This window comes from Luteibacter sp. RCC_6_2 (assembly GCF_041360655.1).
In the GTDB taxonomy this organism is placed as follows: Bacteria; Pseudomonadota; Gammaproteobacteria; order Xanthomonadales; family Rhodanobacteraceae; genus Luteibacter.
The window spans coordinates 138,243-161,272 of the sequence record NZ_JBFUPQ010000008.1 but is presented as its reverse complement, the minus strand read 5'-3'; the positions used below and the strand labels follow the sequence as shown (position 1 = coordinate 161,272).

19 protein-coding genes are annotated in these 23,030 nt (G+C 68.1%); 10 read left to right on the top strand and 9 right to left on the bottom strand.

The features are described from left to right. The first annotated feature begins 4 nt into the window (after positions 1-4). Positions 5-991 (top strand): NAD(+) diphosphatase, encoded by a 987-nt coding sequence (gene nudC, locus AB6730_RS10925; protein WP_371023633.1) that lies wholly within the window; start codon positions 5-7, stop codon positions 989-991. Positions 992-1,043: 52 nt separating this feature from the next. Continuing rightward, on the top strand, positions 1,044-1,910 hold the full coding sequence (locus AB6730_RS10920) for a beta-lactamase induction protein (RefSeq protein WP_371023632.1): 867 nt from the start codon (positions 1,044-1,046) through the stop codon (positions 1,908-1,910). A 135-nt stretch (positions 1,911-2,045) separates the two neighbouring features. Here the strand turns inward: AB6730_RS10920 and AB6730_RS10915 are convergent, their stop codons facing one another. After that, complete coding sequence (locus tag AB6730_RS10915) at positions 2,046-3,920, bottom strand: MFS transporter (protein ID WP_371023631.1); 1,875 nt, start codon at positions 3,918-3,920, stop codon at positions 2,046-2,048. A gap of 60 nt (positions 3,921-3,980) precedes the next feature. Then, a complete protein-coding gene (gene purD, locus AB6730_RS10910) occupies positions 3,981-5,264 on the bottom strand; it encodes a phosphoribosylamine--glycine ligase (RefSeq protein WP_371023630.1) in 1,284 nt (427 codons plus the stop codon). Between the two features lie 92 nt (positions 5,265-5,356). Here purD and blaOXA point away from each other — a divergent pair, with 92 nt between their 5' ends. Continuing rightward, a complete protein-coding gene (gene blaOXA, locus AB6730_RS10905) occupies positions 5,357-6,244 on the top strand; it encodes a class D beta-lactamase (RefSeq protein WP_371023700.1) in 888 nt (295 codons plus the stop codon). A gap of 7 nt (positions 6,245-6,251) precedes the next feature. Here the strand turns inward: blaOXA and AB6730_RS10900 are convergent, their stop codons facing one another. The 5 genes from AB6730_RS10900 to AB6730_RS10880 form a co-directional block, all read right to left on the bottom strand. Beyond that, positions 6,252-7,616: an AMP-binding protein gene (locus AB6730_RS10900; RefSeq protein WP_371023629.1), complete on the bottom strand. Its 1,365-nt coding sequence runs from the start codon at positions 7,614-7,616 to the stop codon at positions 6,252-6,254. Between the two features lie 15 nt (positions 7,617-7,631). Next, positions 7,632-8,201 carry an L-threonylcarbamoyladenylate synthase gene (locus tag AB6730_RS10895; protein ID WP_371023628.1) on the bottom strand — a complete coding sequence of 190 codons (570 nt, stop codon included), beginning with the start codon at positions 8,199-8,201 and terminating at the stop codon, positions 7,632-7,634. A 2-nt stretch (positions 8,202-8,203) separates the two neighbouring features. Then, positions 8,204-10,744, bottom strand: coding sequence for a DNA topoisomerase I (locus AB6730_RS10890; RefSeq protein ID WP_371023627.1), 2,541 nt, complete (start codon positions 10,742-10,744; stop codon positions 8,204-8,206). Between the two features lie 99 nt (positions 10,745-10,843). Continuing rightward, positions 10,844-11,983 carry a DNA-processing protein DprA gene (gene dprA, locus AB6730_RS10885; RefSeq protein ID WP_371023626.1) on the bottom strand — a complete coding sequence of 380 codons (1,140 nt, stop codon included), beginning with the start codon at positions 11,981-11,983 and terminating at the stop codon, positions 10,844-10,846. A 109-nt stretch (positions 11,984-12,092) separates the two neighbouring features. Beyond that, the gene (locus tag AB6730_RS10880) at positions 12,093-13,247 is read right to left on the bottom strand and encodes a LysM peptidoglycan-binding domain-containing protein (protein ID WP_371023625.1); all 1,155 of its coding nucleotides are present in this window, start codon (positions 13,245-13,247) and stop codon (positions 12,093-12,095) included. Between the two features lie 203 nt (positions 13,248-13,450). Between AB6730_RS10880 and def the strand changes: the two genes are divergently transcribed. From def to rsmB, 3 genes are read left to right on the top strand one after another with little or no spacing between them, the layout of a single operon-like run. Further along, on the top strand, positions 13,451-13,954 hold the full coding sequence (def, locus tag AB6730_RS10875; protein ID WP_371023699.1) for a peptide deformylase: 504 nt from the start codon (positions 13,451-13,453) through the stop codon (positions 13,952-13,954). Between the two features lie 2 nt (positions 13,955-13,956). Beyond that, positions 13,957-14,901: a methionyl-tRNA formyltransferase gene (gene fmt / locus AB6730_RS10870; protein WP_371023624.1), complete on the top strand. Its 945-nt coding sequence runs from the start codon at positions 13,957-13,959 to the stop codon at positions 14,899-14,901. Beyond that, a complete protein-coding gene (gene rsmB / locus AB6730_RS10865) occupies positions 14,898-16,217 on the top strand; it encodes a 16S rRNA (cytosine(967)-C(5))-methyltransferase RsmB (RefSeq protein ID WP_371023623.1) in 1,320 nt (439 codons plus the stop codon). Before fmt ends, rsmB begins: the two co-directional genes overlap by 4 nt. Here the strand turns inward: rsmB and AB6730_RS10860 are convergent. Further along, positions 16,178-17,314 (bottom strand): glycosyltransferase, encoded by a 1,137-nt coding sequence (locus AB6730_RS10860; RefSeq protein WP_371023622.1) that lies wholly within the window; start codon positions 17,312-17,314, stop codon positions 16,178-16,180. The two genes, rsmB and AB6730_RS10860, sit on opposite strands and share 40 nt — an antisense overlap. Positions 17,315-17,458: 144 nt before the next feature. Between AB6730_RS10860 and AB6730_RS10855 the strand changes: the two genes are divergently transcribed. From AB6730_RS10855 to AB6730_RS10840, 4 genes are all read left to right on the top strand, one after another. Further along, positions 17,459-18,715 carry an O-antigen ligase family protein gene (locus AB6730_RS10855; protein ID WP_371023621.1) on the top strand — a complete coding sequence of 419 codons (1,257 nt, stop codon included), beginning with the start codon at positions 17,459-17,461 and terminating at the stop codon, positions 18,713-18,715. Positions 18,716-18,718: 3 nt separating this feature from the next. After that, on the top strand, positions 18,719-19,717 hold the full coding sequence (locus tag AB6730_RS10850; protein ID WP_371023620.1) for a glycosyltransferase family 4 protein: 999 nt from the start codon (positions 18,719-18,721) through the stop codon (positions 19,715-19,717). 113 nt (positions 19,718-19,830) lie between these two features. Beyond that, positions 19,831-21,777, top strand: coding sequence for an ArnT family glycosyltransferase (locus tag AB6730_RS10845; protein WP_371023698.1), 1,947 nt, complete (start codon positions 19,831-19,833; stop codon positions 21,775-21,777). Further along, positions 21,774-22,097 (top strand): tetratricopeptide repeat protein, encoded by a 324-nt coding sequence (locus tag AB6730_RS10840; protein WP_371023619.1) that lies wholly within the window; start codon positions 21,774-21,776, stop codon positions 22,095-22,097. The genes AB6730_RS10845 and AB6730_RS10840 overlap by 4 nt, the downstream gene beginning before the upstream one ends. On the opposite strand, the gene AB6730_RS10835 is transcribed toward AB6730_RS10840, so the two are convergent. Then, on the bottom strand, positions 22,072-22,977 hold the full coding sequence (locus AB6730_RS10835; RefSeq protein ID WP_371023618.1) for a lipid A biosynthesis acyltransferase: 906 nt from the start codon (positions 22,975-22,977) through the stop codon (positions 22,072-22,074). The two genes, AB6730_RS10840 and AB6730_RS10835, sit on opposite strands and share 26 nt — an antisense overlap. Positions 22,978-23,030: the final 53 nt, after the last annotated feature.

Sequence of the window (23,030 nt, the reverse complement as noted above, 5' to 3'; positions counted from 1 at the left end):
GGGCGTGAGCGTCGAGCAGGAGCGGGACAAGGCGGTCGCCAGCCGCGCCCGCGAAAACGTCTTCGCCGGCATCGACATCGATCGCATGGCCGAGCGGCGTGACGATCGCCTGTGGGTCGAGGAAACGGAACGCTCGCCGGGTACGCGTTTCCTCGTACTCGACAGCGAGGGCCAGGCTTTCGTCCAGGCAGAGGCGGACAGGCCGCACTGGATGACGCCGGCGATGCGTTCCGAGCGCTTCGGCGACCTGCCGTCCACCTTGCTCGGCCTGGCGAACGACAGCGCCTGGTTCACGCTCGTCGTCGACGAAGCGCACGCCGAACTCTTCGTTTCGCTGACCGGCGCACGACGCATGTCGTTGCGAGAGGCCGGACTGATCCTTCCGGCTTTCGAAGCCGGCCTGTTCGCCTATGCGAAGGGCATCACCCACTGGCAGCGGCAGACCCGCTTCTGCAGCCAATGCGGTTCGCCCACCTTGGTCGTGGCCTCGGGTCATCGCGTGCAATGCACGAACCCTGACGGCCCGCACATGCATTTCCCGCGTACCGATGCCGCGATCATCGTGATCGTGGAAGACGGCGACGCCTGCCTGCTCGGTCGCCAGCGCGGCTGGCCCCCCGGCCGTTACTCCACGCTGGCCGGCTTCATCGAACCGGGCGAATCGCTGGAAGACGCGGTCAAGCGCGAGGTCCGCGAGGAATCCGGCGTGGAGGTGCTGCACGCCACCTATCACTCGTCGCAACCGTGGCCGCTGCCCGCGTCGCTGATGGTCGGTTTCACCGCGACCGCCAGGACACGCGAGATCCACCTGCGCGACGACGAACTCGAGGATGCCCGCTGGTTCACCGTCGACGATATCGTCCAGGGCATGACCTCGGGTTCGCTCGGCGTACCGCCACCGCTCTCGGTGTCGTACCGGCTGATCGAACACTGGCTCGGCCTGCGCGGCGTGCACCTGGATGAACTGGTCGCCCAGGCGTCCCGCCGCTGACGGCGGTGCTTCGCCTACAATCGGGGCAACGACTCGCGGATTCCCCGACACCATGGCTCTACGTCTCCTCGCCGTCCTCATCGCCCTCGTCGTCGCCTGGAGCGTCCCGCAGCTGGCCCGCTGGCGCGACGATCGCTGGTTTCGCCATTGGGTGAACCGGCTGGGCGATACGTCCGGGCCGGGGCGCGTCGCCGTGGTGCTGCTGGTACCTGTCGTCGCATGCGCCATTCTCGCGGGCATCCTGCGCTCCCTTCCCTTCTTCGACCTGGGCTGGCTCGCCTTCGCGGTGATCGTGCTGGTCTATGCCCTGGGCCCCCGCGAGATCGAGGCCGACATCGACGCGGTCCTGCGCGCGCCGGACGCCCTGCGCCGCGACGAAGCCATCGCCGCCCTGCGCCACGACGATGCGCCGCTGACATGGTTCGCCCCCGTCATGGTCGAGGCGGCGTTCTATGGCGCGCTGCGCCGTCGTTTCGGCGTGTTGTTCTGGTTCTTCCTGCTCGGTCCCGCCGGCGCGCTCGGCTATCGCCTTGCACAAATCCTCGGCCGCGAAGCCACCCTCGCCCTCGATGCCGCCACGCGCAACGCCGCGCGCCGTGTCGCCGACGCGCTCGATTGGATTCCCGCCCACCTGATGGTCTTCGCCATGGCACTGGTGTCGGATTTCGACGCCGTGATGGGCGCCTGGAAGCAGTGGCATCACACTTCCGGCAGCCCACGTTCCCGTCTCGAACCCGACTTCCTCGGCGCCGTCGCGCGCGCGGGCGTCGATGCGGACGTGGAGGCCGGCGACGGCTACGTGCAGGACGTGAGCGACCCGATCGCGGAACTGGAGGACGCCCGGCGCGTCATCCGGCGCGTATTGATCGTCTGGCTGGCCGTGGTCGCGGTGATCGTCCTGGCCGCCTGGTTCGCCTGAAGTCCGAAGCCCACTCCTGTGGGAGCCGCTTCAGCGGCGATGGGTGCTTGCCTGAACCGGGCCCGCTGCCGCGGGATCGCCGCTGAAGCGGCTCCCACAACAGCACATCGGCTGCACCAGCAGGCCGGCTATTCGTCAGGGATTGTCGCCGCGGAGTTCGGTGACGCGCGCTTCCAGCACGGCCGCGTCGGCGTCGCCCGCGGGTAGCGGCGCACCGCCCACCAGTTCGATCCTCGACCAGAAGCGGCGAGGAAGGCGTGCCCGGCGCAGCGCGCTGTCGCGGCGGCTGAAGATGCTGCCCCACATGCCGCGCAAGGCCAGCGGCACCACCGGCACCGGCCGTCGCGCGAGAATGCGGTCGACACCCGGGCGGAAGTTCTGGATCGTGCCGTCGCGGGTGATGCCGCCCTCGGGGAAGATGCAGACCACTTCGCCGTTCGCCAGGGCCTCGTCCACCCGCTCGAAGGCGCGCTCCATCAAGGCGGGGTCTTCGTTGCGCCCGGCGATGGGAATCGCCTTGGCCGTGCGGAAGACGAAACGGAGGATGGGCAGGTTGTAAATCTTGTAGTACATGACGAAGCGCATCGGCCGGCGCACGTTCGCCATGAGGATCAAGGGGTCCATGAAGCTCACGTGGTTGCACACGACCAGCGCCGCGCCTTCATCAGGAACGTGCTTCAAGCCGTCCACGCGGACCCGGTAGAGCGTGCGCACCAGCACCCAGGTGATGAAGCGCATCATGAATTCGGGCACGAGGGTGAAGATGTAGACCGCCACCGCGACGTTCACGATGCCCGTGATCAGGAAGATCGTGGGCACGTCCAGCCCCAGAGCGGTCAAGCCGATGCCGAAGCCCGAGGCCACGCAGATCAGCAAGGCGTTGACGATATTGTTCCCCGCGATGATGCGTGACAGGCGCTCACGCGGCGCCCGGCTCTGCACGAAGGCGAACAGCGGCACCACATAAAAGCCGGCGAACGCGCCGATCATCGTCAGGTCGAGCATCACCCGCCATGCCCCCGCCGTACCGGCGAAGGCGAGCCAGCCCAGGCCGGCACCCGGCGTGACCATCGGGCGCGCGAAGAACAGGTCCACGGCGAACACCGTGAGGCCGAACGCGCCCATTGGCACGAGGCCGATTTCCACGCGCTTGGCCGAAAGCTTCTCGCACAGCAGCGAACCGATACCCGTACCCAGCGAGAAAAGAGTCAGCACGAGCGTGTTCACGGAGCCGTCGCCGCCGAGGGTATGCCGCGTGTAGTTCGGCAACTGCGCGATCATCACGGTGCCGAAGAACCAGAACCACGAGATGCCCAGCACGGCGTTGAACACCGCGCGGTCTTCGTGGGTGATCTTCAGCACGCGCCACGTTTCGCTGAACGGATTCCAGTTGAAGCGCAAGTCGGGTGCCGTCGCCGGCGCGGTCGGGATGGAGCGGCTCACGACATAGCCCACGCATGCGATGGCTATCGTGGTGAGCGATGCGGCGAGCGTGCCGTAGCCGGCGATCAGCATCAGCGAGTTGCCGAGGATCATGCCCGTCAACATCGCCAGCTGTGTGCCGGTCTCCACGAGGGCGTTGCCGCCGACGAGTTCGCTACGCTCCAGCGCCTGCGGCAGGATCGAGTATTTGATCGGCCCGAACACGGTGGAATGCACGCCCATCAGGAACAGGACGACGAGCAACAACGACACGTGATGAGTGAAGAAGCCGATCGCCGCGATCGCCATGGCGGCGATCTCGAACAGCTTCACGAAGCGGATGATGCGGGTCTTCTCGAACTTCTCGGCGAGCTGTCCCGCCGTCGCCGAAAACAGGAAGTACGGCAGGATGAACAACGCGGGCGCGAGGTTCGTGTAGAGCGATACCTGCGCATCCGGCAAGGCCATCTGGAACGCCACCAGCATGACCATCGCGTTGCGGAACGCATTGTCGTTGAAGGCACCGAGTGCCTGGGTCCAGAAGAAGGGCGCGAAGCGGCGCTTGGCGAGTAGGGAGAACTGCGACATGCCGTGGTCCCTGCGGAAAGATGGACGCCAGTGTAGCCGAGCGCACCGGCGTCCCTTGGATCAACCGCGCGCCAGCGCCCGATGGGCGATGTCGTGGCGATAGAAGCCACCACGGAAACGGACGGCACCCAGCGCGGCGTAAGCCTTCTCGCGTGCCTGGGCCAAGTCGTCGCCGAGCGCGCACACGGTCAATACGCGGCCACCCGCCGTGACGGGCTTGCCGTCCGCGCCTTCCGATGTGCCCGCATGGAACACCTTCACATCCGCGCCGAAGTCGGTATCGGCGCCTTCGATGGCGTCACCCGAACGGACCTTGCCCGGATAGCCTTCGGCGGCCAGCACCACGCCGAGCGAAGGACGGTGGTCCCACGTGGCCGCAGCCTGCGCGATCCGGCCATCGAGGGCCGCCTCGACCAGGTCGACCAGGTCCGAGGTGAGCCGCAACATGATCGGCTGGGTTTCCGGGTCGCCGAAACGGACGTTGAACTCGATGACCTTCGGTGCGCCCGCCTTGTCGATCATCAGCCCCGCGTACAGGAACCCGGTGAAGGGAGCACCGTCCGCGGCCATGCCGACGAGCGTCGGCTCGATGATTTCGCGCATCACGCGGGCGGACACCTCGTCGGTGACCACGGGCGCGGGGGAATAGGCACCCATGCCGCCCGTGTTCGGGCCCTTGTCGCCGTCGTCGCGGCGCTTGTGGTCCTGGCTCGTGGCCATCGGCAAGGCGTGCTTGCCATCGGCGATCACGATGAAGCTGGCTTCTTCCCCGTCGAGGAATTCCTCGATCACCACGCGTGACGAGGCATCGCCGAAGGCTTGCTGGCCAAGCATGTCGTTCAACGCGGCCTCGGCCTCGTCGAGGGTCATCGCCACGACCACGCCCTTGCCCGCGGCCAGGCCGTCGGCCTTGATGACGATCGGCGCACCCTGCTCGCGAACGTGCGCCAACGCGGGCGCCAGCTCGGTGAACACGGCGTAGTGCGCGGTGGGAATGCGGTGTCGAGCCAGGAAGTCCTTCGCGAACGCCTTGCTACCTTCGAGCTGTGCCGCCGCGGCGCCCGGGCCGAAGCAACGCAAGCCTTCGCGCGTGAAGCGGTCGACCACGCCCGCGACCAGCGGCACTTCCGGTCCCACGACGGTCAGGCCCACGGCTTCGCGCTTCGCCAGCGCCACCAGTCCATCGATATCGGTCACCGCCACGGCTTCGTTGCGCATGCCCGGCTCATGCGCCGTGCCGGCGTTGCCGGGAGCCACGATCACCTCGTCCACGCGTGCGGATTGGCCAAGCTTCCAGGCCAGCGCGTGCTCGCGCCCGCCGCCGCCGATGACGAGGACTTTCATGGGTATCTCCAGACGTTGAACCGCCTATTCTACCCGGCGTCTTCGGGCACTGCCCGCGAAACGCCATACCGGAGCCCCTCGCCTTGCCCCTCGTGGAAGGAAGCTCGACCACCCAGACCAAGGAGATCGCCCGCATGGTACGCCTGCCCCACCTGCTCGCCGCGTTGTTCGCCCTCGTGCTAGCCACCTCGTCCCACGCCGCCGGATGGCAGGAACATCCAGAGTGGGGCAAGGTATTCGCCGATGCCAATGTGCACGGAACCCTTCTGGTGTACGAGGAGGGCTCGGGAACGACGCACGTTTTCGACGCGGCACGCGCCCGCAAGCCCTACATCCCGGCTTCCACGTTCAAGATCTTCAATGCGATGGTGGCCATCGATACCGGCGCGGTCGCCGATGAGTTCGACCCGATCGCCTGGGATGGCAAGGTCCGCGACATGGGCGGCAAGCCGATGGTCGAGTGGAATCGCGCCAACAGCCTCGCCAGTGGCATGCGCTATTCCACGGTATGGCTCTATCAGGAAGTGGCGCGGCGGGCCGGGCAACAAAGGATGCAGTCGTGGATCGACAAGGCCGGCTATGGCAACCGCGACATTGGCGGCGGGATCGACAGGTTCTGGCTGGACGGCGCGTTGCGCATAACCGCCGAGCAACAGGTCGCCTTCCTGCGGCGCCTGGCCGACGGCACGTTGCCCTTCTCGGCGCGTGCACAGGAGATCGCGCGGCGCATCACGATCTACGAAGCCGGCACGGACTATGTGCTGCACGCCAAGACAGGCTGGGCGACGCACGGTGCGCAGAACAATGCCGATCCGGCCAAGGCGGACGACATCGGCTGGTATGTGGGCTGGGTCGAGCACGGTGGCAAGCGCTGGTTCTTCGCGCTGAACATCGACATCACCAAGCCCGAGGATGGTGGCAACCGGGTAGCGATCGCGCGCGAGATACTGGGGACGATGGGCGCGTTCGGCTCCCGCTGACCGCGCTTCAGCGCGCGAACAGGAGCGCCAGCAACTGTCCGCGCGGAAGCTTGCCCGTTTCGTTGCGCGGCAGCGCCTCGACGAGGCGCAATGGACGCGGCAGGAAGACCGGGTCCATCGCGTCGCGCAAGGCCGCCATCACCGTCTGCTCGGTCATTCCAGGCGCGACGACGAGACCGGCGATGCGGCGCACACCCGACGCGTCCGCCTCATCGAGCTGGAACAACACGCCGTCGCGCACGCCATCGATGGCAAGGAGCCGCCGGTTCAGGTCGCCCAGCGAGGCGCGTTTGCCGGCGATCTCCAGCAGGTCGCTGTTGCGGCCGCGCAAGCGGAAGAGACGGCCTTCGCCATGCAAGGTGACGATGTCCGCGAGTGCGATGGCTTCCGCCAGTTGCGGGGCATCGACCAGCGTGCCGTCAGGCTGCGGATGCAGCGTGACGCCCGGATAGAGCGTCCAGTCCTCGTCGGTCGACGTACGGCGGCTGGCGAAGACGCAGGTTTCCGTCGAACCGAATACTTCGTATAGCGGCGCACCGAAGCGTCGCTCGGCGGTGGTCGCCAGTTCGACCGGCATGGGTGCCGTCGCCGAGACGAACGCCGCCAACGGCGGCAGGGCCACGCCCGATTCCACCAGTGCGCGCAGGTGCACGGGCGTGGTCACGAGGACACGTGGCTCCGGCATCGTCGCCAGCGCCGCCGCCACGTCGGCCGGGAAGAACGGACGCCCGGCGTGCACGCTCACCTCGGAAAGCAGGGGCATCAGCACCGACATCTCCATGCCGTACATGTGCTGCGGCGGCACGGTGGCGACGAGATCGAACGCCTTGCCGATGCTCTTGCCGAGCATGCTCGCGTTCCCGGCGTTGCTGTCCACGAAGCTGCCCCACGTCTTCACGTTGGGCTTGGGCTTGCCGGTGGAACCGGAGGTGTAGCCGATGGCGACCACCGCGTCGGCGGCGATCATCGGTACCTCGGTTTCCACGGACGCGCCATCGTCGAGCGCAGGTATCCGCACGTAGCCGGCTGGAGCGGGCGACAGGTCGAGTTCGCCGATCGCATACGAGCCGGGGTGTCCCGCCATCACTTCGTCGACCGCGTGCGGCGCGCGCGAAGGCGGAAGAAGATTGGTCTGGCCACGCACGACCAGCGCCGCGAAGGCGACCAGGAAGGCGTAGCGGTCTTCGCACAGGTTCACCGCGCTGCCGGCATCCGGCAGGAGCGAGGCCACCTGGCGCACGTGGCCGAGGAACACCGCGGCGCTGACGGGTTGTCCGGCGCGCCATGCGACCGGCCGTGACAACGCGCCCACCAGCAAGGGCAGCCGTGGGCCGGGAGCCCTTCCGGCAATCTCAAATACGTTCGACGACAACGGCTTCTCCCCCTATCAGGCGCGGATGATAGCGCCGCTCAGGGCGTCACGGATGACCGTCGGGCGGTCGAGACCGCCGAGTTCAGCATCCAGCACGCCGTCGAGCCGGGCGCCGAAGTAGCGCTCCAGGGTCGGCAGGTCCCGTGCCGGCGGCTCGCCGTGGGGATTCGCGCTGGTCGATACCAGCGCGCCACCGAATGCCGAGCACAGGGCGGCGGCGGGCGCGTGCGCCGTGATCCGCAGGGCGATGCCCGAGTGGGTACCCGCGACCCACTCGGGCACATGGGCACTGCGCGGGAAGATCCACGTGTTCGGGCCGGGCCAGGAGGCGAGCACCTGCTCCAGGGCCTTCGCGGAAACCTTCGTCAGGTCGATATACGGCGCCGCCTGCAGGAAATCGGCGGCGATGAGCAGGACGCCTTGCGAGTAAGGCCTGCCTTTCAGCGCGAACAGGCGTTCGAAGGCGGTGCGGTCGTGCGGGTCGCAACCGAGGCCGAAGACGGCCTCGGTGGGATAAGCGAGCACACCGCCGTCGCGCAGGAGCGAGGCGGCCTGTTCGATGGCGGCCGACGTGAAACGACGCATGGTCAATCGGCGACGGGTGCGGTCGCCTTGCTCGTCGTCTTTTTCACGACGGCTTTCTTCGTGGCGGTCTTGGTTGTCGTCTTCTTCGCGGCGGCCTTCTTGGCCGCCGTCTTCTTGCTCGCGGTTTTCTTGGTGGCCGCCTTCTTCGTGGCCGTCTTTTTCACCGCCGTCGCATCCTTGGCCGCCACTTTCTTCGCCGCCGCCTTCTTGGCGGTGGCCTTCTTCGCCGCGGTCTTCTTGGCCGCGCGACCGCCACGAGGCTTCTTCACCGGGGCAGCCGCCAGCAATTCGGCGCATTCCGTCTCGGTGAGCGTCTTCGGATCGCGATCCTTGGGAATGCGTGCGTTTTTCTCGCCGTCGGTGATGTAGGGGCCGTAGCGCCCGTTGAGCACCTGCACGCCGTTGCCGAAGTCGAGGATCGTCCGGTTGGCGATGGCCTCCAGCTTCTCCTGCACCAGTTGCAACGCACGCGGCAATTCGATGACGTACGGGTCGTCCTCGGGCTTGAGCGAGGCATAGGTATCGCCCTGCTTCACGAAGGGCCCGAAGCGGCCGATGCCGACGGTGACATCCTCGCCTGCGTCGGACTTGCCCAGGGTGCGCGGCAGCTTGAACAACTCCATCGCCTCTTCGAGCGTGATGGTGTGCATGCTCTGCCCGGGCCGCAGGCTCGCGTAGGTGGGCTTGGCTTCGTCGTCCTTGCTGCCGATCTGGGCGTAGGCGCCATAGCGTCCCAGGCGCACCGACACCGGCTTGCCCGTTTTCGGATCCTCACCGAGCTCGCGTGCGCCCGTGGCCTCGTTGCGGTCGACCGACTCGGTCTTGTCGTCCACCAGGGTCTTGAACGGCAGCCAGAAGCGTTCGAGCAACGGCACCCAGGCTTCCTCGCCACGGCTTACCGCGTCCAACTCGTCTTCGAGGCGGGCGGTGAAGTCGTAGTCGACGTATCGGGCGAAGTGCCCGGAGAGGAACTGGCTGACCGCGCGGCCCACGTCGGTGGGCTTGAAGCGGCGGCTTTCGAGCAGGACGTACTCGCGGCTGAGCAGCACCTGGATGATGCTGGCGTAGGTGGAGGGACGGCCGATGCCGTATTCCTCAAGCGTCTTGACCAGGCTCGCCTCGGAGAAGCGCGGCGGCGGCTCGGTGAAATGCTGGTCGGCGGCGATCTGCGAAACCGGCACCACGTCGCCCTGCTTGAGGCGGGGCAGGCGGCGCTGTTCGTCCTCGTCCTCGCCCTTCTGGTCGCGACCTTCCTCGTATACGGCGAGAAAGCCGGGATCGATCACCGTGGTACCCGTGGCGCGGAACGCCGATTCGGCGACGGGGAATTCCACGGAAACCGTGTTCAGCGTGGCATGGACCATCTGGCAGGCGACCGTGCGCTTCCAGATCAACTCATAGAGCTTGCGCTGGTCGTCGTTGAGGAAGGAGGCGACGCTGCGCGGCGTGCGCATGGCCGAGGTCGGGCGCACGGCTTCGTGCGCTTCCTGGGCGTTCTTCGACTTGGACTTGTAGACCTGGACGGCGTCTGGCAACGCTCCCTTGCCGTATTCGCGCCCAATCAGGTCGCGCAATTCGGCCACGGCGTCTTCCGAGAGCGCCACCGAGTCGGTACGCATGTAGGTGATGAGACCGACATTGCCTTCGCTGCCCAGCCCCACGCCCTCGTAGAGGCCCTGGGCGATGCGCATGGTGCGGCTGGTGGAGAAGCCGAGCTTGCGCGCGGCCTCCTGCTGCAACGTGGACGTGGTGAAGGGCGGCGCCGGGCGGCGCTTGCGCTCCTTGCTGGTGACCTCGCCGACGGTGAAACGGCCGGCGGCGGCCTTCTCCAGCGCCGCACGCGCCGCCATGGCATCGGCTTCGTTGGTGAGGTCGAACTGCTCGAACTTCTTGCCGTCGAGACGGACCAGGCGGGCGTCGAACGCACCCTCCGGGTGGGTCAGGCTGGCCTGGATGGTCCAGTACTCGCGCGCCTTGAAGGCTTCGATCTCGAGTTCACGCTCGACGATCATGCGCAGCGCCGGGGACTGCACGCGGCCAGCGGACAGGCCGCGCTGCACCTTGCGCCAGAGCACCGGCGAGAGGTTGAAACCGACCAGGTAATCCAGCGCCCGGCGGGCCTGCTGGGCGTCGACCAGGTCGTGCGAAAGCTTGCGCGGATTCGCGACAGCCTCCTTGATGGCCTTCGGCGTGATCTCGCTGAACACCACGCGCTGGACGTCCTTGCCCTCCAGCAGGCCGCGTTCGCGGAGGATCTCGCTGATATGCCAGGAGATGGCCTCACCTTCGCGATCCAAGTCGGTCGCGAGGTAGATGCTGCTGGCCGCCCGGGCCGCCTTGGCGATGGCGTCGACATGCTTCTCGTTGCGGTCGATCACCTCGTAGGCCATGGCGAAGCCGTGGTCGGGGTCGACGGCGCCCTCCTTCGGCCGAAGGTCGCGGACGTGGCCATACGACGCCAGCACCTGGAAGTCGGCTCCCAGGTACTTGTTGATCGTCTTGGCCTTGGCCGGCGATTCGACGATGAGGAGGTTCTTTGCCATGCGTTACCGATTCCGAGGATCGCGGGGGCGAGTTGACCCCAGCGTATGTATATATTTAGTTGGAAACATATCGCCGTGACGGCTGTCAAGCGTCGGCGATCAGACCATGCGCTGGTAGCGGTTGCCCGACAGCGTCGCGATTTCGCCTTCGAGTTCCAGTATCAGCAGCATCGACGACAGCGCTCCGGGAGCGATGCCCGTCGCGTCCACCAAGGCGTCGAGGGAGGCGGGATCGTACCCCATGACGTCGAGCAGGCGGCGATATTCCTCATCCTGGCGCCAATCGAAGGGACCGGTCTTGCGCCGGCCTACCCCGATCTTGCCCTCGCCCCGCTCCAGGCGGGCGCGCAGTTCCGCACCCAGTTCCAGGGCCGCGGGTGCCAGGGTGGCGAGGACTTCGTCGGGTTTCTGAACCAGGCGGGCCCCCTCTCCAATGAGGGCATGACAGCCTTCGGCCAAGGGGTTGTGGATCGATCCGGGCAACGCGAAGACCTCCCGCCCCTGTTCGCCGGCCTGCCGGGCCGTGATCAGCGAGCCGGAGCGGCGTCCGGCCTCGATCACCACCACGCCCAGGCTCAGGCCGGCGATGATCCGGTTGCGCTGGGGGAAATGGTGGACCAGCGCGGGCGTGCCCGGCGGGTATTCGCTGACGATGGCGCCCTGGGCGGCGATGCGCCGGGCCAGGGCGTGGTGTTTTCGGGGATAGACCCGGTCCGGTCCGGTGCCGATCACCGCCACGGTGGGCTGGCCCGCGTCCAGGGCGGCCTCGTGCGCGGCGCCGTCGACCCCGTCGGCCATGCCACTGGTGACCAGCAGCCCGCCCGCCGACAGCTCGGCGGCGAAGCGCCGCGCGTTGGCCAAGCCGGGCGGCTGGGCTCGCCGGGCGCCGACGATCGCGATTTGAGGCCGCAACAGCAGCGACGCGTCGCCCTTGACGAAAAGGGCGGCCGGCGGATCGGGAATGGCTTCCAGCTGCGGTGGGAAATCCTCTTCCGTGCACCGAAGCAGGCGCTGGTCGCCGCCGGCGAGCCAGGCGAGGTCGTGGGCGAGCGCGGCTTCGTCCGGTTGCTCGATCCAGGCCCGGCCCTCGCCGTCCAGGGCATCGGCGTGACGCGCCAGCCAGCGGAGCAGGGACGCCGCATCGCCGCGGGCGACGAGGCCCTCGCGAATGCGGCGGGCCCCAAGGCCGGGGGTGCGCAGCAGGATCAACCAGTCGCGGAGGTCGTCGGAGTCGGTCATCCGCGCAGTTTAGAGGGCGCGCATGGGCTGCCTGTCGGAACAGGCCACCAATTCAGGTGAGGCGTGGGCGCAGCGGTGGGAGCCGGTTCACGGCCCCCACCGTCCTGTGTCATTCCGGCAGGACGAGGCGGTCGCCCTTCCGCAGCGGACGCAGCGCGTCCATCACCAGCGCGTAGCTGACATGGTCGAAGGTGCGGAACACCATCAGGTGACCACCGAATTCGTCCGGCAGTTGCACCTTGCGCGAGGTGTCGCGACGGTTGTAGTTGCCGCTGACCTCGTCGGGGATCTTCTCGCCCTGGCTCATCACCGTGAAGGTCGTGCCGTTGTCGACGCCATCGGCCGATCCCGCCGAGATGGAGACGACCTGACGGCTGCCCACGCCGCTCAAGGCGTCGGTGAAGCCGATCACACGAGGGTCCGCCGGCATCGACTTCGGCGCGTGAGGATAGAAATACGGGTCGTACGGCTTGTCGTCGACCGGCATCAGGCGGTCGCCCTTGCGCACCTCGAGGGTGGAATCGACGAGGACCAGGCTGGAGACGTCGCCATTGGTCGCGATCACCTCGGCCGTGCCGATCACCGATACCTCGACCCCGCGATCGTCGCCCTTGCCCGTATGCGTGTCGTGGCGCGAATCCTCGCGCCACGGGCTCGGCGCCATGGAGACGTCGCTGTCGAGTTCGTCGGCCACGAACGAGCCGTGCGAGGGGTTGCCGATCATGTCGACGTTGCCGTCCGAACCGCCGTGGTCGCGGAAACGGTTGGTCGGGCGGACGATCGCCCAGCGCTGGCCGGGCTGGGCGGAATCGAGGTCGCGGGCGTAGATCTTGTTGCCCGGCGTCGCGCGCAGGTGGTTCTCTTCGAAGCCCACCAGGTACGGCGAACGCTCGACCTCGTCGGCGTCCATCACCCGCAGTTCCTTGAGGAACATGCGCAATTCGCTGAGCGGAATCGCCGGGATAGCGTCGCCATCGGTGCGCACGCGCGGCTGCAGGCCGATGCGAGGGCCGCCTCCGGTCATCGACAGGTTGAGCACGTCGCCCGGATAGATGAGGTGCGGATTGCGCACCTGCGGGTTCGCCTGCCAGATCTCCGGCCATAGCCAGGGCTTGCTGAGGAAGCGGGCTGAGATGTCCCAAAGCGTATCGCCCCGGCGCACCGTGTAGGTGTCGGGGTGATCGGGACGAATCTGGGCCGCCGCCGCATAGACGGCCACAGTAAAAAACATGCCGCCAAGCAGCATGGCGAACTTCTTGATCATGGCGGGTTTTCCCCCTTCCCCGGTGCTGTCGCGAGTGTAACTGAATCGTTAACGGGCACAATACGTACGCCTGCTCGCCCGGTCCCCGGCGCGGGCGTAGAATACGGGGCCATCCTACAGATGCCGTTGCTTGGATTTCGCCGATTTGCCCGCAAATCCGGGCACAGGCGCCGCAGCGGCCCGTGAACGTTCAAGGTGACACCGTGTCCACCCTCGCCATCCTGGAATTCCCCGACCCGCGCCTGCGCACCGTCGCCGCCCCGGTCACCGTCTTCGATGCCGAACTCAAGCAGTTCGTCGCCGACATGTATGAAACCATGTACGCCGCCAACGGCGTCGGCCTGGCCGCCACCCAGGTGAACGTGCACCAGCGCGTGCTGGTCGCCGACATGAGCGACGACCGTAACGAGCCCCTGGCGCTGATCAATCCCGAGATCCTGGAAAAGGACGGCCAGCAGGTCTACCAGGAGGGCTGCCTGTCGTTCCCGGGCATCTATGCGGACGTGACCCGTGCCCTGCACGTGAAGGTCCGCGCCCAGGACGTCGACGGCAAGGAGATCCTGATCGAGGCCGAAGGCCCCCTGGCCGTGTGCATCCAGCACGAGATGGACCATCTCGCCGGCAAGGTCTTCGTCGACTACCTGTCGCCGCTGAAACGCGGAATGCTGCTCAAGCGGATGGAAAAACAGCGCAAGGCAAGCGCCTGATCGTGGCCGACCGTTCCCTGCGGGTGGTGTTCGCCGGAACGCCTGAATTCGCCGTGCCCTGCCTCCAGGCCTGCCGGGCCTCGGGAGCGGACGTCGTCGCCGTCTATACCCAGCCCGACCGGCCCGCCGGCCGCGGCCGCAAGTTGGCCGCCAGCCCGGTGAAGGAAGCCGCGCTCGCCGCCGGCATTCCGGTCGAGCAGCCTGAATCGTTCAAGGCCGAGGCTGACCGCGAACGGCTCGCGGCATACGCTCCCGACCTCATGGTCGTCGTCGCGTATGGCCTGATCCTGCCGCGCAAGGTACTGGCCATTCCGCGGCTGGGCTGCTGGAACGTCCACGCTTCGCTCCTGCCGCGCTGGCGCGGCGCCGCGCCGATCCAGCGCGCCATCCTCGCCGGGGACAGCGAGTCGGGGGTCGACCTCATGCAGATGGAGGCAGGCCTCGATACCGGTCCCGTTCTGGTCGAGCGGCGCACGCCGATCGGCGCGGACGACACCGGTGGCAGCCTGCACGACCGGCTTTCCGCGCTGGGCGCGGACGCACTCGCCGAAGGCCTGCGCAGGACGCTCGCCGGTGAAATCCTGACCCCTCGGGCCCAGCCCGGGGACGGCGTGATGTACGCGCACAAGCTCGACAAAGCGGAAGCCCGCCTCGACTTTTCCCTGCCGGCCACCGAACTGGAGCGGAAGGTGCGCGCCTTCGATCCCTGGCCGGTCGCCGAAGCGGATGTCGCCGGCGAGCGACTGCGCATCTGGTCCGCCCGCGCCATCGAGGGAGTCCCCGGCGTGCCTGCCGGCGAGGTGATCGCGGCTTCCCGGGCGGGCATCGACGTGGCTTGCGCGGAAGGCGCCCTGCGACTCACCGCCGTGCAACGGGCGGGCGGGCGCCGGATCGGCGCGGCGGATTACCTCAACGCCCGTCCGGAGCTGAAGCGGGCCGCCTCGTGAGCCGCGCCATCTCGGTACGCGCCCTCGCGGCGGAAGCCCTGGCCGACATCGCGCTTTCCGGGCACTCGCTGCGCGAGGTCGCCGACCGCGCCCTGCCCCGACTCCCGGATTCACGCGACCGCGCCCTGCTCACCGCGCTGCTCAACGAGGGAGCCCGCTGGTGGCCTCGCTTCGACGCCGCGCTCGATCGCCTGCTCGACAAGCCGATCCGGCGCAACGAACCCGTCGTGCATGCACTGCTGGTCGTCGGGCTGGTGCAACTGGAGATATTGGAGCTGCCTGGCTACGCCGCCGTGGCCGCCACGGTCGAAGCGGTGCGCGAAGTGCGCCGGCCGCGACTCGCCGGGGTGGTCAACGCGGTGCTGCGCCGGTGGCAGCGTGAACGCGAAGCCTTGCTGGCCGAACTCGATGCGGTGCCGGCCACGCGCCATGCGCACCCGGCGTGGCTGGTAGAGGCGATCGCGAACGACTGGCCGGCGCAGGTCGACGGCGTCCTCGCCGCCGCGAACACGGAACCGCCGCTGATGCTGCGCGCGAACCGTCGCCGCGTGGCACGTGCCGAGGCGGCGGAAGCCCTGCGCGCCGCCGGACAGGAAGTCGATCTCCATCCCTGGCTGGAAGACGGGCTGGTCCTGCCGCACAGCACCGACGTCACCCGCCTGCCCGGTTTCGCCCAGGGCCATTTCGCCGTGCAGGACGGCGCCGCACAGGTTCCCGCCGACCTGCTCGGCCTCGCCGATGGCCAGCGCGTGCTCGACGCTTGCGCGGCGCCAGGCGGCAAGGCCTGTCACGTCCTGGAGCGGGCGGCGGTGTCGCTGGTCGCGGTGGAATCCGAGGCGCACCGTGTGCCACGTATCCGGCAGAACCTGGAGCGGCTGGGCCTCGAAGCCGAGGTCATCGTCGGTGACGCGGGCGATACCACGGCGTGGTGGGACGGTCGCCTCTTCGACCGCGTGATGATCGACGCGCCATGCTCGGCCACGGGCGTGATCCGCCGCCGTCCCGACGTGCGCCTGCATCGGCGCGCGGGTGACATCGATGCCCTGGTCCCGCAGCAGGAACGCATCCTCGCCGCTTCCTGGAACGTGCTGGCTCCCGGCGGGCGCCTGCTCTACGTCACGTGCTCGCTCTTGCGGCGGGAGAACGAGGGCGTGGTGAACGCCTTTCTCGCCAGCCGCGACGATGCCACGGTGGTGCCGTTCACCTTGCCCGTGGGACAAGCGGCCACCGTGGGCTGGCAGATCCTGCCGGGCGACGGCGACCTCGACGGCATGTATTACGCCCTGCTGGAAAAGTCCGCCACCAACGCCGCATAGACGGCTTCCGTGGCGTCCACGAAGCGCTCCATCCCGAACTCGGCTTGCGCATGCGCGCGCGCGGCGTCGCCCATCGCGGAAAGCGATGCACGCGTGGCGAGCAAGGCACGCAAGGCATTGGCGATGGCCGCCCGGTCGCGGGCCGGCACGACCCAGCCGTCTTCGCCCTGGCGGATGTTCTCGGGAAGACCCGCGTAATCGCTGACCAGTACCGGCTTGCCCATCGCCATCATTTCGCGGCAGGCGAACGAGATCGTCTCGACGTCCCACGACAAGACGAAGCCCGCGTCCAGCGCGGCCACCATCGGGCGCACATCGGCCAACCGGCCCGTGAAATGGACCTGCGGCGCGACACCCAGCGCCTCGATCCGGGCGAGGTCCTCCGCCCCGGGCATTCCACCAGCGAGAACCACCCGCAGGCGCGCACGCTCGTCCGGCGCCAGCGAGGCCAGCGCTTCGACCAGGTCCATCCAGCCCTTGTAGCGCGCCGTGCCGGCATTGCTGCCGATCAGCAGTGGGTCGGGGCCGGTATCCGGCGCCAGCCATGCCGCGCGCTGCTCCGGCTCCGGTTCGCGCGGCGTGAACCGGTCGATGTCCACGCCATTGAAGACGGTGGCCACGCGGCAACGCTTATAGGGAGAGGCCAGCAACTGGCGCCGCACGAATTCGCACACGGCGATGACCTGGTCGGTACCGAAGCGCGAGCGCCATGCGTGTCCGGGGCCGGTCATCGGCTTGGAGTTGTGCTTGGTCAGGACGATGGGAGGGCGAGGCCGCATGCCGCGCACGGCCGACATGACCAGCCGATGGTCCGCCGACCCGTTCACATGGACGAGGTCGAACCGCTCGCGCCGGAGGGCATCGGTAAGCTGCCGCCGCGCACGACCACGTGCCCGAAGACGGCCGAGTCCGTTAGGGAACGGCTGGTCGAGCACGCGCACCCCGTCGATCGCGCGCGCTTCGCGGTTGAGGCGGCTGCCGGGTGGCGCGGCGACATGCACCTCATGGCGCCCCGCAAGCCCTTGCGCCAGGCCGATGATGTAAGTGGTGTGACCGCCGCCGTCGCCGTCGTGGAAGTTCGTGAAAAGGAGCTTCATCGCCCTGGGTCGGTCCTTGCCGAAGCTGAATTCCGGCCGGCCCGCGAGGATCGCCCCGGAGCGGCATCGGCCATCCGGTAAAGTACCATCTGGGCCGCCATGCGGCGTAGCCGCCACGCCGTCCCGATCCAAGCCAGGTGCCGAGTGCTCGAAAAAACCAACCCGTGGCGCGTATGGATCGTCTCGTTGCTGATCGCGATGATGCCGCTGTCGTTCGCGCTTCCGATCAAGGCGAAGGCCATCCCCGCCGCCATCCTGTTCCTTCTCGGCATCTGGATGCTCATCCGGGATACCGAGGCACGCGCCGCCGTCCGTCGTGCGCGCTGGGTACTCGGCCCGGCGGCACTGGCCTTCGCGTTCTGGCTGGTGAACGTCGCCATCCACGGCATCGACTGGCGCGAGTTCGACGTCACCTCGCACATCCTCGCCTTCCTGGTCATCGCCGTCGGCTTCGCCAGCCCGCTGCGGCCTGTCGTGCTGCGTATCGGCTTCGCCGCTTCCGCCGGCGTGCTCGGAATCGTCTGCCTGGAGCAGCATTACGTCGAGGGCATCGACCGCGTCTACGGGATCAACAACGGGCTATGGGGTGCCATCGAATTCGGCATGTTCATGCTCGTGCTGGCGCTGATCGCCGTGGTGCAGGCCCTGCGCAGCGAACTCGGCCGTGGCGAGCGCGTGCTGCATATCGTCTGTGCCGCCCTGGGCATCTACGGTGCCCTGCTGACCCAGAGCCGCGGGCCGCTCCTCGCCTTCCTTCCGGTGTTCGTCATCGTGGTGCTGATCCAGTCCCGCCGGACCGGCCGCTGGCGCGAAGGCCTGGTGTTCCTCGTGGTAGGCATCGCCGCCGCCGCGGGCGCGGCGACGACGATGCACGGCGAGGTACTGACCCGCTTCGCCGCCGTCACCGAGGAAATGTCCACGTACAGCGAGCAGGATGCCAGTGGCGCCGTTCGCGAACGCCTGGAGATGTGGCGCACCGCGACCATGGCGCTGGACGACCATCCGCTGGCCGGCGTGGGCCTGAACCAGTTCGGTGACTATGCGCGGGCGCGCATCGCCGAGGGCAAGGTCAACGCCACGGTGGAACGCTACGACCACCCGCACAGTGAATACCTGGAATGGGCGGTGACCGGCGGCCTGCCGGGGTTGGCCGTGCTCGTCCTGCTGTTCGGTGCCGCCCTCGCATTCTTCCTGCGATACGCGCTGCATCCGGACAACGCCATCGCCATGCCGGCGAGCGCGGGCCTCAGCACCGTGTGCATGTACGCGCTCTGCGCGCTGACGGACAACGTGTTCTACCGCCCGATGCCGCACTCGCTGTATTTCTTCCTCACGCTCGGCCTTGCCGTCTACATCGGCCGCCTGCTGAACAGGGCCGAACGACCGGCCGCGGTGCGCTGACACGTGGCTTCCATCCACCTGATCGCCTGGAACAACGGCCGTGGCCTCAGCCACGACATCCGCCTGCTGGAGGATGCGCTGCTCGCGCTGGGGCACGAGGTGTCGATCACCTCGGTGCCACGCCGCAGCCGAGGGCTGCCCTGGCGCGCCTGGTGGCAACGGCTGCGCATGCACGCGCGCTGGCTGGCCGGGCGGGGACCGCGCCGCCATGACCTGGGCATCACGCTCGAACACGTGCATGCGGCGTACCTGCCGCTCGCACGGTGCAACGCGCTCGTGCCGAACCCGGAATGGCTTTCGCGCCGCGACCGGCGCCAGTTGCATCGCTTCGACGCGATCCTGTGCAAGACCACCATCGCGCGCGACACCTTCGCCGCGCAGGGCCTGCCGGTGCACGTCATCGGGTTCCAGAGCATCGATTGCCGTCGCGATGGCATCGAACGGAACCGCGACTTCCTCCACCTCGCCGGCGCCAGCCGGATGAAAGGGACGGAACGCTTGCTGGAGATATGGCGCCGCCATCCGGAGTGGCCCACGTTGCACGTGCTGCAGTCGCCCTCCACCGCGCGCGGCGACCAGGCTGGCACGGCCGCGAACCTCGATCACCGCGTCACCTATGTCGACGACATCGAGGACATCCGGCGACTGCAGAACGCGCACGCCTTCCACCTGTGCCTGTCGGAAGCCGAGGGCTGGGGCCACTACATCGTCGAGGCGATGAGTTGTGGCGCCGTCGTCCTCGCCACGGACGCGCCGCCGATGAACGAGCTCGTCGGGGACGACCGCGGCCTGCTCGTCACGGCGCACGAAAACGGCACGCTCAACGCGTCCGCGCTGTGGCAATTCGACGAGGCCGCCCTGGCGGCATGCGTCGAGCGTGCCGCCGGCATGCCCGACCAGGAACTGCATCGCCTCGGGGAAAACGCGCGGCACTGGTACGAAAACAACCAGGCCGGGTTCGCTGGAAGGTTGCGCGGCGCGCTCGACCACCTGCTCGGATAGCCGGCGCCGGGCGGTGTCCACGCCGCACAGACGGGGGGAGCGGTAGGACTAAAGTCAGCCATTCCCGCCATGGTGCGTTTAGAATTCATGATCCTTTAACGGTGACGACGCCCTTGTCCAACAGCGCCTATACCCGATCGGAACATCTCCGTGCCCTCTGGCCGTGGCTGCCGCTATGGGCCGCGATGGCCTTGCTCGCCATCTTCGCGCACGGCCCGATGCCGATGTTCTCCACGCGCACGCTCGCCGTCGCCTGGGAGATGTGGGCGCACGGCCATTGGCTGGTGCCGCACATCAACGGCGACCCGTACAGCGAAAAAGCGCCCCTGCTGTTCTGGATGATCCACGCCGGTTGGGCCGTATTCGGCGTGACCGACGTATGGCCGCGCATCCTCGAGGTGGTCTTCGGTGGCGTACAGCTGGTGCTCGCCTCGGTACTGGCGGGACGCCTGTTCCCCACCCGGCCGTGGGTGGCCAAGGCCACGCCGTGGCTGTTGATGGCGTTGGCGTACGCGTTCCTGTTCGGCCTGCAGATCATGTACGAGGTGCTCCTCGTGGTCTGGGTGCTGGCCGCATTGCTCTGTCTCACGCCCACCGCCACGCGGGCCCAACCGCGATGGTGGTTGTTCGGCCTGATGATCGGCGCCGGTCTGCTCACCAAGGGACCGGTGATGGTGGTGCACGTGCTGTTCCCGTTCCTGCTCGGACCGCTCTGGAACGAGTGGGCCCGACAGAACAAGGCCCGCTGGTACGGCTTCGGCGTCCTCGGCCTCCTGCTCGGCTTCGCGATCCTGCTGGCCTGGGCGATTCCCGCCGGCGAGTCGGGGGGCGAGGCCTATCGCCAGCGCCTGTTCTTCACCCAGACCGCGGGCCGCGTCGTGGACGCGAAGGTGCAGGACCTGCAGAACCACGCCCGGCCGGCCTGGTACTACTTCCTGTTCCTGCCGGTGCTCCTGTTCCCGCTCAGCGGCTGGTTGCGTGGCCTCGTCGCCGTGCCCACCACGCTGTTCCGCCGGCCCTGGCGTGCGGGCACCACCGCCGCGCTGGTCTGCGCGGGTGTCTCGTTGCTGCTCCTGCTCGCATCGGCCGCGGGCGGCCACTTCCCCGGCTGGGCCGAAAAGATCCTCGTGGTGCTGGTGTTGCTGCCGCTGTTCCTGGCGCTGGCGCGGCAACCGCTCGAACCGGGGCTGCGCTTCCTCGTGGCCTGGCTGCTGCCCACCCTGCTCACCTTCTCTCTGATCACCGGCAAGCAGCTCTACTACGTGCTGCCCGAACTGGCGGGCGTCACCATGCTGGTCGCCGCGTCGGTCGCCGACCTGCGCGAACGGCACAAGGCACTGGCGTCGCATTACGCCTTGGGCACGTGGCCGCTTTCGCTGGGCGCCTTCCTGTTGGCCATCGCGTTGTTCGCCATGCCGTCGGTGGTGCCCTCGCGCTTCCCGGACAACATCTGGCTGGTGGGCATGGCGCCGTATGCGCGCTTCTTCGGCGTGATCTTCATCGTGCTGGGCGCACTGCTGCTGCTTCGCGGACGCGGCGAGATGCGCCGGCTGGCCTTCGCCGGCCTCATCGGCACGGTGGCGCTCAACGCGCTCTTCACCCTGGGCCTGTGGTATCGCTACGACCTCACCCCCGCCTCGCTTTTCCTCGGCCAGGCGGATGCCGCCGGGCGGCCCATCGGCAACCTCGGCGTCTCGTACAACGGCCAGTACCATTTCGCCGGCCGGCTGATGCATCCGATCGCGCGGTTGAAGGTCGCGCCCGGGATGCCGACGCAGGTGGACGAGGACGACGATGACGACGTGGTGCACGACGGCGACACGCTGGACGACTTCGCCCGCCACCATCCGGATGGCCTGGTGATCTCCTACGCCAAGCATCCGCCCGCGAATGCCTTCCGTTACGCGCGCCTGATCCAGCCTTCGCGCACGGGATGGCTGATGATCTGGGACGCGCCGACGCTGAACGCCTTGCAGAACGGCCGGCTTCCGGCCGAGCCGCGTCAACCGACCCTGCTCTATCCGCAGGATTACTGGCGCACGCGGACGGCACTCCGGTGACCGACCCCCTCGTCGAACGGCTGCGCGCGCAAATCGGCGGCGTCCGCGACGGGGCCCTGTTGCGCTTTTCGATCGGCAACGCGTTGCTCGGCGACGGGCAGTACATGGAAGCCGCGCAGTCGTTCCGCGAGGCGCTGGCCTTCGACCCGGATTATTCCGCGGCGTGGAAGCTGCTGGGCAAGGCCTTGCTGGCGGTCGATGACGAGGAAGGCGCCGCCGCCGCGTGGCGCTCCGGCATCGACACCGCCACCCGGCGCGGCGATATCCAGGCGGCGAAGGAAATGACCGTCTTCCTCAACCGGATTTCGCGGCCGCGTTGAGCTTGTAGGGGTCGGGGCGGTCATGCGCCGTATAGCGCTTGTAGTGCCACTGGTACTGCGGGAAGGCTCGTTCCACGCAACGCTCCACGCCCCGGTTCAGCGCCGTGCAGGCGATCTTGAGATCGGCGCTGTCGATGCCTTCCGGCGCCGGCAGCACGTGGATGCGGAAGCCCTCGCCATCGGGCAGGCGCTCGGCGAAGCTGAATAGCACCGTCGCCCCCGTGCGAGCCGCGAGCCGCGGCAACAACACCATGGTGAGCGCGTCGACGCCGAAGAACGGGGCGAATTCGCCTTCCCCTTCGCGCGGTTTCTGGTCCGGCAGGATGCCGACGGTGCCACCAGCCCCCAGGCGCTTGAACAGGGTACGCACGCCGGCACCTTCCGCCCTCACCTGCTCGGGTGCGAGCTTGCCGCGCACCTTGCGCAGCAGCGCCTCGATCGCATGGATGCGTGGCGGACGGTAGAGGATGGCCATCGGCGTCTTGCTGCACAGCCAGTAGTTCAGCAGCTCCCAGCAGCCGAGGTGGGGGGCGGCCACGATGACGCCCTTGCCCGAGGCGAGGGCCTCGGCGAACAGTTCGCCACCGACCACGTCGCGGACCATGCCCAGCGATTTCTCGGCGCCGCCACCCCAGATCGCCGCCACCTCGGTCACCGACTTGCCCGATTCCTCCATGGTCCGGAGCAACAGGTCGGCCCGTTCGGCCCCGGACAACTCCGGGCGGGTCAGGCGCAGGTTCACCGCGCTGTAGCGGGCGCTGCGCGAATGCGAACGCAACGAGCGGCGGCCGATCCAGGCGCCCATGGCATGGACGGTACGCAGAGGGAACAGGCTCACCAGCCTGAGCAGGAGATAGAGGAGATAGATGTCCGGGCGCATTCCGCGAAGTGTAACCCGCCTGCAAACCGGCCTCGTTCGCCATTAAGCTTGGC

Coding starts and splice junctions, on each gene's coding strand:
- AB6730_RS10920 (WP_371023632.1), top strand. CDS start 1,044: ATGGCTCTACGTCTCCTCGCCGTCCTCATCGCCCTCGTCGTCGCCTGG.
- AB6730_RS10915 (WP_371023631.1), bottom strand. CDS start 3,920: ATGTCGCAGTTCTCCCTACTCGCCAAGCGCCGCTTCGCGCCCTTCTTC.
- purD (WP_371023630.1), bottom strand. CDS start 5,264: ATGAAAGTCCTCGTCATCGGCGGCGGCGGGCGCGAGCACGCGCTGGCC.
- AB6730_RS10895 (WP_371023628.1), bottom strand. CDS start 8,201: ATGCGTCGTTTCACGTCGGCCGCCATCGAACAGGCCGCCTCGCTCCTG.
- AB6730_RS10890 (WP_371023627.1), bottom strand. CDS start 10,744: ATGGCAAAGAACCTCCTCATCGTCGAATCGCCGGCCAAGGCCAAGACG.
- dprA (WP_371023626.1), bottom strand. CDS start 11,983: ATGACCGACTCCGACGACCTCCGCGACTGGTTGATCCTGCTGCGCACC.
- AB6730_RS10880 (WP_371023625.1), bottom strand. CDS start 13,247: ATGATCAAGAAGTTCGCCATGCTGCTTGGCGGCATGTTTTTTACTGTG.
- AB6730_RS10860 (WP_371023622.1), bottom strand. CDS start 17,314: ATGAAGCTCCTTTTCACGAACTTCCACGACGGCGACGGCGGCGGTCAC.
- AB6730_RS10835 (WP_371023618.1), bottom strand. CDS start 22,977: ATGCGCCCGGACATCTATCTCCTCTATCTCCTGCTCAGGCTGGTGAGC.